The organism is Ruegeria sp. TM1040, from assembly GCF_000014065.1.
In the GTDB taxonomy this organism is placed as follows: Bacteria; Pseudomonadota; Alphaproteobacteria; order Rhodobacterales; family Rhodobacteraceae; genus Epibacterium.
On the sequence record NC_008044.1, the window covers coordinates 2,152,949 to 2,165,105 of the forward strand.

The window sequence follows — 12,157 nt, forward strand, 5'->3', positions numbered from 1 at the left end:
TGGTGGGCGACCCTGGAATCGAACCAGGCGTGCGTCTCCGCGAGGGAGTTACAGTCCCCTGCCACACCTTGCGGCCTGTCGCCCACTGTCAGAAGCTTGTTGCACCTGACGTGGAGGCGTGATTACTAGCGCACCAAACGGGCGTCAACCGGAAAAACGCAACTTTTTTCCGCTGCCTTGCATTTTGTTTTCCGGAGCATGCCATGAACAAGAAATCCAACAAGAAACCCGCTTGGGTCGTGGAGAAGGAAAAGGCCAAAAAGGCGGCGGCATCCGAGACCGTCTGGCTCTTTGGTCTGCATGCGGTGCGGGATGCGCTTTTGAACCCCAAACGTGAGAAGCTACGCCTTGTGGTGACGCTCAATGCGCAGAACAAACTGGAGGATGCCATTGCGACCTCTGGCATCACGCCCGAGGTGGTGGACCCGCGCAAATTCTCGGTACCGATTGATCCGGGCTCTGTACATCAGGGCGCTGCACTCGAGGTCAAGCCTCTGAACTGGGGCGGGCTTGAGGACAATTGTATCGGGGCCGAAGTGCCGCGCGTGATCCTTCTGGACCGGGTAACTGATCCGCACAATGTCGGCGCGATCCTGCGCTCTGCAGAGGTGCTGGGTGCATCGGCGGTGATCGGCACCCGGCATCACTCCGCACCGGAAACCGGTGCGCTCGCCAAGACGGCATCGGGCGCGCTTGAACGTCAGCCCTATCTCAGAATGCGCAATCTCTCCGATACCATCGTGGCACTGCAGCAGATGGGGTATCTGGTGCTTGGCCTTGATGGCGAGGCAGAAGAGACCATCGAGGAGGCGGTCGCCGGGCGCACCAAAGAGCCGATCGCGCTGGTCCTGGGCGCCGAAGGTCCCGGTCTGCGACAAAAAACCAAGGAAACCGTGGACAAGCTTGTCAAAATCGATGCCGCGCGCGGTTTTGGCTCCTTGAATGTTTCAAATGCCGCTGCACTCTCCCTATATGCATCTTTGAAGGGTTAGGACGCAGAGGAGGCTCCCATCGCACATCACAGTATTCCCGGAGGCAAGCTGATTGTCTGTTGTTATTGTGGCGTGCAATCCGCCTTTGTGCCGGACGCCACACTTCATGCGCTGGTGTGCGGCACCTGCGGCGCCCCCCTCAAGGCGCAAAAGCAACGCCCGCTGAGCGATCACAAGGGCGCAAAGCTGCCCAACGCCTCGACCCTTCAGCCCCATGGCAGAGATGACAAAGCGGCAAAGGTCAAAAAACCCAAGCCCGTCAAAACGGGCAAACCGGGAAAGTCGGGAAAATCGGGCGACTGGAGCACGCTTGCGCATGAACTGGCATCAGCCAAGCTGATGAAGAAGCGTAAGAAGAAAAAGAAATCCTCGTGGAAGATGGTCTTTGACGTGATCGAGGACATCTTTGACTGAGACTGCTGGCGGGATGCGCCGATTTACTGTGTCTTCACGGTAGCAGTCGCTTCTGTCGCTGCTCACAACATGTTCAAATTCTCGTATGTTCTCTTTTCTCGGGGCGCGGCCTTGGGCATTGTTGGCGCATCTCATCGCGCAGAAACCTGACCCCGGACGGAGACCCTTGGACGTGCCGACACACCCTCTGACACTTGCCCTGCGCTCTGCGAGTCTGGCCGTCGGGCTGGCGCTGATGGTGGCACTTGTGCCCGTGTCCAAGGCTGCGGCGGGACCGATTTATATTGCGGTTCAGGATGGCTATGCGATGGGGGGCTATGATCCGGTGTCCTTCCACGAGGCGGAGGCCCCTTTGCGCGGTCACCAAGATCATGCCTTGATGTGGAAAGGGGCGGTGTGGCTGTTCCACTCCGCGCAGAACCGGTCCCGGTTCGAAGCCGATCCGCGGGCCTTTGCGCCAAGGTTCGGCGGGCATTGCGCCTATGGGCTCTCACGCGGGCACGCCTCGGTCGGCGATCCGGAGACCTGGGAGATCGTGGATGGGCAGCTGTTTCTTTTCAATTCTGCGCGCGGGCGCAGCCTGTGGCAAGAAGACAGGCAACAGATGCTCAAAGCTGCGCAGGCGTCCTGGCCGGAGGCGCTGCGCGCCCAATGAGCGCTGAGGCCTGACCCGCGCAAGCAATGCGGCGCGTATCGTGACCCCTACAACCTGGCCGCGAGGTTGAGGCCGATTCGTCAAGGCGCAACCCGGCGGTCGTGATCACAAAATCGCGAGATCCCTTTAACCCGGCGGGCTGAGCCCCACCTAGTATCACAGACTATGGCGCTGGAACCGCCGTAGATCTTTTTCACTGTCCCTCGTTCCACACCTTGCGCCCGAAGCCATTCGGGCGCTTTTTTCTTGTCGAGGCATTGGTGCCAAATCCGTGAGCCCCTTTCAGAAGGGCTTGCATGGCAATCGCAGGCGACCCAGAGTGGCGGCATGTATTCGGATACGCTTCTCAAAGACGTTCTTCGTCGCACGCACAGCATCGCCGTGGTTGGGGTTTCAACCAACCCGGTGCGCCCCAGTTACTATGTCGCCAGATACCTGTCCCTCAAGGGGTATCGGGTCATCCCCGTCAATCCGGGCCACGCGGGCAAGGAGCTCTTTGGCGAGACGATCCGCGCCACCCTGTCAGACATTGATGCCCCCGTCGACATGGTCGACATCTTCCGCCGTCCCGAAGCGGTGCCGGAGATTGTGGACGAGGCGCTGGCGGTGTTTCCCGCGCTCCAGACGATCTGGATGCAGATCGGGGTGGAACACGCAGAGGCCGCCGCAAAAGCCGAGGCGCGCGGCCTCACCGTGATCCAGAACCGATGCCCAAAAATCGAGTATCAGCGCCTCTTTGGTGAACTGCGTCAGGGTGGTTTTGCCACCGGGATCATTTCATCGAAACTGTGACCACTGGCGGAACGCGCCGGGGCGCTGCCCCGGACCCCGAGATATTTTTGAAAAGCTGAAGCGGGCCGGAGGGATCAGGCAGGATGCGCAATCGCGCGTTCGACCCATGCTACGAGGGCATCGAGATCCGGGCTGGCTTCTTCACAGAGCCCTTCGGCGAAATTCTGGAAGGCCTCGACATTCATCCTGTTCACGCCACAGACGACCGGCACCCCCATCGCCAGCGCTTCGGCAATGATCGGGCGCATGCCGCGGCCATCGGCCTCATGTTTGCCAAATTTGTTGACCAGCAGTACCTGCGGCGCAGGCGAGAGAGAGAGGGAGCTGGTGACCAGACCGACCGCGCGTTCGAGTGCGTCGGGATTGAGACGGCAGCCGCGCGCGCCCTCGCCCAGCGACTGCGAGATGCGGATGGTTTCACCTTCTGGCAGCACCCGCACATCCATATCGCAGAGTTTATTGTCGTAGCATTCCGTGTTGGTCTGCACGATGCCGGCAGTCCGGATCCCCTTGCTGGCCAGTTGCTCGGCCAAGGCCGTGAGAAGCCGGTCGGTGGCGCCACGTTCTGTTGTCATCACATAGGTCAGCTGCATGGGCGCAAGCGATGTGGGGTCATCCGACATGGGGGTAGCAGACATGGGGTATCCTTTGTGTCTTTTGCCGGCAACCGTAGCGCGGTTGGCTTGCGCCGACCAGAGGGCTGTTGTCGCAGCCCGACCTGCGCAGGGATGGCGCGGCGCATCGCGCAAGAGCTGTGCCAAAAGGCGTGCGGGCGAGACACCAGCATGACAACTTTCCTGTAATACACTGATTTTAATCACTATGCCTAGACGCACTCACACCCATAGCGCGAGTTCATCTTAGCACACTCGCCGGGAATCGCTTGACGCTTTTTGGGGGCTGCTCTACCCCTTGCAGCACGCAGGGGAGTCCCAACCCAAGGGGACTGAGAGGCGGACGGGGAGTGATCCCGGTGACGCGACCCTTTGAACCTGACCCAGTTGATACTGGCGGAGGAAGCTAGGACAGTCGCGCACCGCCCCCGTTCAGGGCGCGTTCGCGCTGATCTGAGACGGCAGGATCTGAACACCCTGCCCCGTTTTCCTGAGGCCCGGCTCAATTGGTGTTTTTGAGAATGGACTCGAGGAGCACCAAGATGAACACCCCAACCCGACACCCGACCCCCAACGTCACAACGGGCGCCCTGCCCGCCTCCCGTAAGATCTATGTGGCAGGCGAGATGCATGAAGGCATCCGCGTGCCGATGCGCGAAATCGCCACCCACCCGACTGCGGGCGAGGCGCCGCTACCGGTTTATGACAGCTCCGGCCCCTATACCGACCCCGATGTGTCAACCGACATCCGCGAGGGATTGGCCCCGTTGCGCGCGGCGTGGATCAAGGCCCGCTGCGATGTTGAGGCCTATAGTGGCCGCGATGTGACCGCTGCAGACAATGGCTTTGTCGAAGGCGATCGGCTGGTGCCTGAGTTTCCTGTAAAACCGGCGCCCCTGCGCGGGAGGCAGCGGGCCGCTCCGACTCAGCTGGCCTATGCGCGCGCAGGAATCATTACGCCCGAGATGGAATTCGTGGCGATCCGAGAAAACCAATTACGCGATCTGTCGCCCTGTCATTGTGCGCGCGACGGGGAGGATTTTGGCGCCAATATCCCCGACTACGTGACGCCAGAGTTTGTCCGCGCTGAAATCGCCGCAGGGCGCGCCATCATCCCCGCCAATATCAACCACCCGGAGCTGGAGCCGATGATCATCGGCCGCAATTTCAAGGTGAAGATCAACGCCAATATGGGCACCTCTTCGGTGACCTCCTCGATGGAGGAGGAAGTGGACAAGCTGGTCTGGGCGATCCGCTGGGGCGCAGATACGGTGATGGATCTCTCGACGGGCCGCAACATCCACAACACCCGCGAATGGATCATCCGCAACAGCCCGGTGCCCATCGGCACCGTGCCGATCTATCAGGCGCTGGAGAAGGTGAACGGCATCGCCGAGGATCTGACATGGGAGGTGTTTCGCGACACGCTGATCGAGCAGGCGGAACAGGGCGTCGATTACTTTACCATTCATGCGGGCGTCCGGCTGCATATGGTGCCGATGACCGTGGAACGCGTGACGGGGATCGTGTCGCGCGGTGGGTCGATCATGGCGAAATGGTGCCTGCATCACCATCGCGAGAGCTTCCTCTATGAGCACTTCGAGGAGATCTGCGACATCTGTCGGCAGTATGACGTGAGCTTCTCGCTGGGTGATGGCTTGCGTCCCGGGTCGATTGCCGATGCCAATGACGCCGCGCAATTTGCCGAGCTGGAAACGCTGGGCGAGCTCACAAAAATCGCCTGGGCCAAGGACTGTCAGGTGATGATCGAGGGGCCGGGCCATGTGGCGATGCACAAGATCAAGGAGAACATGGACAAGCAGCTGGAGTGCTGCCACGAGGCGCCGTTTTACACGCTCGGCCCGCTCACCACGGATATTGCGCCGGGGTACGATCACATCACCTCCGGGATTGGCGCGGCGATGATCGGCTGGTTTGGCTGCGCGATGCTGTGTTACGTGACGCCCAAGGAACATCTGGGCCTGCCGGACCGCGATGACGTTAAAACCGGGGTGATCACCTACAAGATCGCCGCCCATGCCGCTGATCTGGCCAAGGGTCTGCCCGGCGCGCAGCGGCGCGATGATGCGCTGAGCCGCGCGCGGTTTGAATTCCGCTGGGAGGATCAGTTCAACCTCTCGCTCGACCCGGAGACCGCGCAGAGCTTCCACGACGAGACCCTGCCCAAGGAGGCCCACAAGGTCGCGCATTTCTGTTCCATGTGCGGGCCAAAGTTCTGCTCCATGCGGATCAGCCACGACATCCGCGCCGAAGCCCAGAAAGAAGGGTTTGAGGCGATGGCGGCAAAATTCCGCGAAGGCGGTGAACTCTATGTACCACTGAAGGACACCGCACCAGAAGAGGCCTGAGCGCAGCCGTGGCCACCCGCTGCGCTGCCTGTGCGCCTCTTTAGGCGCGCGGGCAGCGCCCGGCCCAACGGGAGGTCGGGTCCCACCTTGAAAAGGTGGGGCATGACTGACGGGCGGGAGCCTCCCCGCCGTAGCCTACCCAAATCAGGCCCGGATCAGCGCCTGATCAGAGCGGCTTGCCGTCGAACTGCTGCAAGGTGACGCCCGCATCTTCGAGCTGGCGGCGTACCGCGCGCGCGATCTCCAGCGCCTCGGGCGTATCGCCGTGCAGGCAGATGGTGTCGATGCGCGCCGGGATACGGCTGCCGTCCTCGGCCAGAATTGCCCCGTCCTGCACCATCTGAGCCACCCGCGCGCCAGCACGCTCGGCATCATGGATCACCGCGCCCGGCAAGGACCGATCCACCAGCGAGGCATCGGCGTTATAAGCCCGGTCAGCAAAGATCTCGCAGGCGACATTGCAGCCCAGCGCCTCGGCTGCGGCCTGCTGCTGAGTGCCTGCCATCACCATGATGATGATCTCCGGCGCGACCCGCAGAGCAGCCTCATAACAGGCGCGCGCCATGTCATGATCGGCTGCGGCCATATTGGCCATGGCCCCGTGCAGTTTCAGATGACGCACCTTGCCCCCGGCGGCCTCTGCCATCGCCTGGGCGGCGCCCACCTGGTACTGTACCAGATTGCCGAGGCTCTCATGCGGCAAGTGCAGCTTACGCCGGCCAAAGCCCTGAAGATCGGGAAAGCCCGGATGCGCGCCAATGCCGACGCCGCGCGCCACCGCATCGGCCATGGTCTGCGCCATGACGTCCCAGTCGCCCGCATGTACACCGCAGGCCACATTGGCCGAGGTCACAACGTCCAGCACCTCGGCATCGCGTCCCATCACCCACGGGCCAAAGCTCTCGCCCATGTCGGCATTCAGATCTACGGTAGATGTCATGGCCCATGGCCCTCCTTCGTTCGTTTGCGTCCGCAGCGCGCTCAGAGCGCCTCATCAAGATCGCGCCCGGCGGTCACGCCGCTCACCAGTTGATAGGACAGAAGATCCCGCATTCGGGCCGGATCACGCACAAGCGGCGTCAGCCGGGAGGGCAGACGCTCGCGCTCGGCGCGGGCCCGCCGTTCAATCTCGACCGCTTCCTCAAGTGTCACCTGTTCAAAGCGAAACGCCGCTCCTGCCTGTGCCTGTGCCACGCGCGGCATATCGCAAGGCAGAACAGAGCCGATGCGGGGATAGCCGCCGGTGGTCTGGCATTCGCTCATCAAAACATAGGGCGTGCCATCGCCGGTGACCTGAATGTCACCGGGTGCGATCACCTCGGAAAGAACGCTCAAGCCCCCCTCAAGCGCAAACCCCTGCCCCTCCGGCAAGAGCCGCACCCCCATGCGATTGGCGCGGCTGTCACGGTGAAAGCGTACCTCTTGAAAGCGGGCCACCTCTGCCGCGCCAAAAAGGCTGGTTTGCAGGCTTGGCACCATGCGCAGCGTGCCGCCGTCCAGGCGCGGCTCGGGGGTCAGGGTCATATTGACTGCACCCCCTGCATCGTCACCAAGGGGCAGCTCCGCCCCATCCCGGAGACGTGCGCCAAGCCCCGAGGCGAGATGCGCACTGCGCGCGCCAAGCTGCAGCGCGTTTGCGATGCCGCCGCCCACATGAAGGTAGCCATACGACCCCGCCCGCACTGCGCCAATGCTGAGCTGCATCCCGGCCGCAAGAAGGTGGCTGGCATTCCAGCGCAATTCCGAGCCGTCCTGTAGCGTGGCCTTCATCGGCGCACCTGTGAGGGCGATACGGGTATCGGTTGTGACCTCAAATGTGCCGCCAAGCCCGGCCATCTCGATGGCCGCCGCGCTTGGTTCCTGTCCCAAGAGCGCCGCGCCCTCATAAAGCGCCAGCCGATCCGCCGCGCCACCGCGCGACAGACCAAAGGCGAGATAGCCGCTACGGCCAAGATCCTGAATGCTCAGACCCGGTCCTGCGCGGTGAACAATAAGGCGCACGCTCATGTCAGCACCTCGGAGGTGGCGCCACCATCCACTCCCGCGCGCTCGAGCGCGGCGTAGCGTTCGGGCGAGATGGGCTCAAACAGCACTTCATCGCCCGGACGCAGCACAAAGGGCTCTGGCGCGTCGGGGCGAAAGAGGCGAAAGCGGGTCTGACCGATGTGGCGCCAGCCGGTTGGGGTCGTGACAGAAAACAGCACGATCTGGCGGATCGCCACGACCACGGCCCCCTCGGGGACTTCGGGGGTGAGCTCGGTCTGGCGCGGGATGTCAAAGGCGGGCGGCAACTCGCCCAGGTAAGGCTGGCCGGGGGCAAAGCCGATGGTCTGCACCCGAAGCCGGGTCTGTGAAATCTGCGTGACCGCCTCACCTGCGCTGAGGCCGGCCCGCGCCGCAGCCTCTTCGAGCTGGGGGGCGAGTTCGGTGCCAAACACCGTCGGCACCCGCCAGAGCTTGCGCCCCTGCGGCAAGGCGGCGGCGTACCAGTCGCGGGTCTCCAGCAGCGCCGCGACCTGGGCAATCATCTCGGCATGTGACGTCCCCAGAGGGTCAAAACGCAGGTAGGTGGACACCAAGGAGGTCGATGTCTCTTCAACCGCAGCCCAACCGGCCACATCCACCGCCGCACGAAACGCAAGTGCTGCGCGATTTGCGGGCTCACTCAGCCGGTCGGCAAAGCGCACCACCACGCCGTCAAAGCCGGCTGTCGCGACTTCGGGCCATTGCGTATCCCCGACGGGGGGCTCAACACGTATGGGGCTTTTTGTCATGGCATATGACTGCCAGCGGTTGCCGGGAAAGACCAGACCCAAATGTCGGTAGCGGCCGGGCTTTTGTCGGGAAGCCTCTCGCCAAGTGCCTGCGCGAAGCCCATAGTCACATCACCCCTAGCCATGAGCCGCCCGCATGTCTCGCCGCCACTACAATCTGCCCCCCCTGACCACGCTCACCGCCTTTGAAGCGGCGGCGCGCCACCTCAGCTTCAAGGACGCCGCCAAGGAGCTCTCGGTGACACCGGGCGCGGTCAGCCACCAAGTCAAAGCGCTGGAGGGGGAATTGGGCGTGGCGCTGTTTCGCCGCAAGCATCGCGGCGTGGATCTGACGGTGCCGGGGCAGACCCTCTACGACACGCTGGCGGGGTCCCTGACCCGCATCTCACAAAGCCTGCAGTCCATCCGCGACCAGAGCAGCGCAGGCGTGGTGACGGTGGGCTCCACCACGGCGATGGCGGCCATGTGGCTATCGCCTGCCGTGATCCGGTTCTGGCGCGACCACCCGGAGATCAACATCAACCAGGTGGTGCGCGACCGGGCTTTCACCACCTCGGCAGAACTTGATCTCTATATCTGGTATGGCCGCGAAAAGGATCAGCGGCTGGATCAGTTTCCGCTCTATCGCGATCGCCTGCTGCCTGTTGCCGCCCCGGAGCGGGCCGCCGAGTTGGCAGGCGCGGATCTGGACGTGCTGGCCAGCCAGCGCCTGATCCATCTGGAGGGCGACGACATCAGTTGGACCAAATGGCACGACTGGTTCCGCCAGCTTGGCTACAGCGGTCCGGTGGCTTCGGGCATCCGGGTCAACAACTACTCTATCGCGCTGCAGGCGGCGCGCGATGGCGCCGGGCTGACGCTGGGTTGGGAGCGGCTGATCTCGCCGCTCATCACACAGGGCGACCTAGCGATCATCGGCCCGCATGTCCTGCCCGCACCAGAGCGGTTTTTCCTCGTCAGCAAACCCGACGAGGAGCTGACGCCCAGCGCCAGATTGCTGCGCGACTGGATCATCGAAGAGGCCAGCCAGATCACGGATGAGCCCTGCTAACGTGTGAGTGAGATTTTCTGATATTGAGGGCGCCCGCGCTGCGCCACATCCTCGGCTCAAGATCCTTGCCACATCCGTTCAAAGGAGCGCCGGATGACCAAGCCAGTCTCACTTCAGTCTGTCCTCACGTCGGTCAATCGCGCCAACGGGCTGCCCAATGCGCATTACATCGACCCGGTGGTCTTTGCCGAGGAGCGCGCTGCAGTGCTGTTTGCCAATTGGTCCGGCGTGGGTTTTGGCAAGGACATCCCCAACCCCGGCGATGCAAAGCCCGTGGATTTCCTCGGTGTGCCGCTGTTGCTGGTGCGCGATCACGATGGCGGTGTCCATGTCTATCAAAACACCTGCCGGCACCGGGGCATGATCCTTGTGGAAGAAGCCAAGAACATCCGTGGCACCATCCGCTGCCCCTATCACAGCTGGTGCTACAGCCTGAAAGGCAAGCTGCGCGCTGCACCCCATGTGGGCGGGGTTGGCCAGAACACCCATGCCGACGTAAAGATGGACGAATTGAGCCTCGTCTCTTTTCGCGCTCATGTCTGGCAGGACGTGATCTTTGTGAATATCGACGGCAAGGCCGCGCCCTTTGAGGAGGTGCATGCGGACCTTCTGCAACGCTGGCAGGAATTCGACCGCCCCTTGCACCACGGCGGACCGGAAAGCTCGCTGAAGTTGGAAGTCAAAACCAACTGGAAGCTCGCGGTGGAAAACTACTGCGAGAGCTATCATCTGCCTTGGGTGCATCCTGGTCTCAACAGCTACTCGCGACTAGAAGATCACTACAATATTGAAAAACAAGGAAAATACTCCGGCCAAGGAACGTTGGTCTATCGCCAGCTGCGCGGGGCCGAGGATGAAGTCTTTCCCGATTTCGAAGGGCTCAGCGACAAATGGGAGACCGGCGGAGAATATGTCGCGCTCTATCCCAACGTCCTCTTGGGGGTTCAGCGCGACCATAGTTTCGCAATCGTCCTGGAGCCCAAGGGATGCGAGGAAACGGTCGAGCACATCGAGCTCTACTACGCAAAATCAAGCGCCGAGACACCCGAGCTGGACCCGTTGCGCCATCAGAATGCGCAGCTCTGGAAGACCGTTTTTGAAGAAGACGTCTTTGTGGTCGAGGGCATGCAGAAGGGGCGGCATGGGCCGATGTTCGACGGCGGGCGTTTCTCCCCCGCGATGGACGGGCCAACGCATAATTTTCACCATTGGGTTGCCACCCAGATCGAGGCTGCGCGCGCCTCATGAGTGCTGTCGAGTTGCAGATCTCACCGCAAGAGGCGGCTGCCCTGCACCACGCCATTCTGGCCGCCCATGCCAAGCATGATCTGGCACAGCTGGTCGAGCTCTATGCCATTGCGGCGGACGGCAAGGAGGCCGAGGGCGACACTGATGCAGCCTGTTTCTTTCTGACGCAGGCCTTTGTCTTTGCGCTGGAAGCAGGCGTGGCGCGCGCCCAAGAGCTGAACCACCGGCTTGTGGCCTATGGGCGCGCCTGGCCGCTCGAACAATAACCTCCCCCGGGCGCCATTTAACGCATGGGCGCGTTTACTGGATGGTCCCCTTCAAGTGATGGCGGCCTTGGGGTCTGTTTTGCCCATCACAGCAATGGCTTCTGCCAGTTCTTCAAAGCTCGCCGGGTTGCCACTGGAGACGCGCCACGCAAGGCCGATATGGCGCTCTAGGCCTGGCTTCAGGGTGACCACGCAGACATCATCCTTGCGGTTGTCGATTTCGGAGCGCGTGTAGGACTGCGGCATCAGCGTCACCCCCATGCCGAGCGCAACCATCTGGCGGATCGCGTCGAGGCTGGTGCCATCAATGTCGTCCTGCATCCGCGCGCCAACCGTCTGCGCCAGCCCCTCCACCTGCCGCCGCAGCGCATAGGCGGGGTTGAGGCTGAGAAACTGTTCCTGCCCCAGATCACGCCGGCGGGCGACACCCGCCGTTGCAAGCGGATGACCCCGCGGCACCACAAGATAGAGCGGCTCGCGGAACAGCGGGTGAAAACGGATGTCATCGCGCTGGATCGGCGCTTGGGTCAGGATGAGATCATGCTTGCCCGCAACCAGATCCTCCAACAAATCGCGCGAAGGGCCATCGCGAATGATGAGCCGGAAATCGGGATAGGTCTCATGCAGACGCTTGAGCACCTGTGGCAGAATATAGGGTCCAATGGTGGGAGACGATCCCAACCGCAATGTGCCGCTCAACCCTGCGCGGCGGGTGGCCGACGCGTTCACCAGCAGCTCGCAATCGGCCAGAATACGCTCCGCCCTGGCGGCCACATCTCGCCCCGCAGCGGTCAGGATCAACCCATTGCGCCGCCGCTCCAGCAGCGGCGCGCCGACGATTTCCTCAAGCGCGGCGATCTGAAGGCTGAGCGAGGGCTGGCTGATCCCCAATTGCCGCGCCGCGCGTCGAAACTGCAGCGCTCGGCTCAGAACCGCAAAGTATCGCAAGTGACGCAGGCTCAGCTCTGGCATATGATACCCA

The 12,157-nt window shown here is 62.5% G+C and carries 13 protein-coding genes, 1 tRNA gene and 1 riboswitch; of the genes, 8 read left to right on the forward strand and 6 right to left on the reverse strand.

Annotated elements, in window-relative coordinates:
* Positions 1-84: transfer RNA gene (locus tag TM1040_RS20375), tRNA-Tyr, on the reverse strand.
* A 119-nt stretch (positions 85-203) separates the two neighbouring features.
* Between TM1040_RS20375 and rlmB the strand changes: the two genes are divergently transcribed.
* The 4 genes from rlmB to TM1040_RS14670 all read left to right on the forward strand — a co-directional run bounded on the left by rlmB (position 204) and on the right by TM1040_RS14670 (position 2,853).
* Positions 204-992 (forward strand): 23S rRNA (guanosine(2251)-2'-O)-methyltransferase RlmB, encoded by a 789-nt coding sequence (gene rlmB / locus TM1040_RS14655; protein WP_011539373.1) that lies wholly within the window; start codon positions 204-206, stop codon positions 990-992.
* Positions 993-1,064: 72 nt separating this feature from the next.
* Complete coding sequence (locus TM1040_RS14660; RefSeq protein WP_011539374.1) at positions 1,065-1,406, forward strand: hypothetical protein; 342 nt, start codon at positions 1,065-1,067, stop codon at positions 1,404-1,406.
* Positions 1,407-1,578: 172 nt separating this feature from the next.
* Positions 1,579-2,061: a YHS domain-containing (seleno)protein gene (locus tag TM1040_RS14665; protein WP_011539375.1), complete on the forward strand. Its 483-nt coding sequence runs from the start codon at positions 1,579-1,581 to the stop codon at positions 2,059-2,061.
* A 327-nt stretch (positions 2,062-2,388) separates the two neighbouring features.
* Positions 2,389-2,853 carry a CoA-binding protein gene (locus TM1040_RS14670; protein ID WP_011539376.1) on the forward strand — a complete coding sequence of 155 codons (465 nt, stop codon included), beginning with the start codon at positions 2,389-2,391 and terminating at the stop codon, positions 2,851-2,853.
* A 74-nt stretch (positions 2,854-2,927) separates the two neighbouring features.
* Here TM1040_RS14670 and TM1040_RS14675 read toward each other — a convergent pair whose 3' ends face one another.
* Complete coding sequence (locus TM1040_RS14675; protein WP_044027225.1) at positions 2,928-3,446, reverse strand: DUF2478 domain-containing protein; 519 nt, start codon at positions 3,444-3,446, stop codon at positions 2,928-2,930.
* Between the two features lie 320 nt (positions 3,447-3,766).
* Positions 3,767-3,889, forward strand: a riboswitch (TPP riboswitch).
* Positions 3,890-4,009: 120 nt separating this feature from the next.
* Here TM1040_RS14675 and thiC point away from each other — a divergent pair.
* A complete protein-coding gene (gene thiC, locus TM1040_RS14680) occupies positions 4,010-5,836 on the forward strand; it encodes a phosphomethylpyrimidine synthase ThiC (protein ID WP_011539378.1) in 1,827 nt (608 codons plus the stop codon).
* A 166-nt stretch (positions 5,837-6,002) separates the two neighbouring features.
* Here the strand turns inward: thiC and TM1040_RS14685 are convergent, their stop codons facing one another.
* The 3 genes from TM1040_RS14685 to TM1040_RS14695 are packed head-to-tail and all read right to left on the reverse strand — an operon-like array spanning position 6,003 to position 8,610.
* Positions 6,003-6,776, reverse strand: coding sequence for a LamB/YcsF family protein (locus TM1040_RS14685; protein WP_011539379.1), 774 nt, complete (start codon positions 6,774-6,776; stop codon positions 6,003-6,005).
* 41 nt (positions 6,777-6,817) lie between these two features.
* Positions 6,818-7,843, reverse strand: coding sequence for a biotin-dependent carboxyltransferase family protein (locus TM1040_RS14690; RefSeq protein ID WP_011539380.1), 1,026 nt, complete (start codon positions 7,841-7,843; stop codon positions 6,818-6,820).
* On the reverse strand, positions 7,840-8,610 hold the full coding sequence (locus TM1040_RS14695; protein WP_011539381.1) for a 5-oxoprolinase subunit B family protein: 771 nt from the start codon (positions 8,608-8,610) through the stop codon (positions 7,840-7,842). The genes TM1040_RS14690 and TM1040_RS14695 overlap by 4 nt, the downstream gene beginning before the upstream one ends.
* A 136-nt stretch (positions 8,611-8,746) precedes the next feature.
* On the opposite strand from TM1040_RS14695, the gene TM1040_RS14700 reads away from it, so the two are divergent.
* The 3 genes from TM1040_RS14700 to TM1040_RS14710 all read left to right on the forward strand — a co-directional run bounded on the left by TM1040_RS14700 (position 8,747) and on the right by TM1040_RS14710 (position 11,175).
* Entirely contained in the window at positions 8,747-9,661 is a 915-nt protein-coding gene (locus TM1040_RS14700) for a LysR substrate-binding domain-containing protein (RefSeq protein ID WP_011539382.1), read from the forward strand.
* 93 nt (positions 9,662-9,754) lie between these two features.
* The gene (locus TM1040_RS14705; RefSeq protein ID WP_011539383.1) at positions 9,755-10,909 is read left to right on the forward strand and encodes an aromatic ring-hydroxylating oxygenase subunit alpha; all 1,155 of its coding nucleotides are present in this window, start codon (positions 9,755-9,757) and stop codon (positions 10,907-10,909) included.
* On the forward strand, positions 10,906-11,175 hold the full coding sequence (locus TM1040_RS14710) for a hypothetical protein (protein ID WP_011539384.1): 270 nt from the start codon (positions 10,906-10,908) through the stop codon (positions 11,173-11,175). The genes TM1040_RS14705 and TM1040_RS14710 overlap by 4 nt, the downstream gene beginning before the upstream one ends.
* A gap of 51 nt (positions 11,176-11,226) precedes the next feature.
* Here TM1040_RS14710 and TM1040_RS14715 read toward each other — a convergent pair whose 3' ends face one another.
* The gene (locus TM1040_RS14715; RefSeq protein WP_011539385.1) at positions 11,227-12,147 is read right to left on the reverse strand and encodes a hydrogen peroxide-inducible genes activator; all 921 of its coding nucleotides are present in this window, start codon (positions 12,145-12,147) and stop codon (positions 11,227-11,229) included.
* Positions 12,148-12,157: the final 10 nt, after the last annotated feature.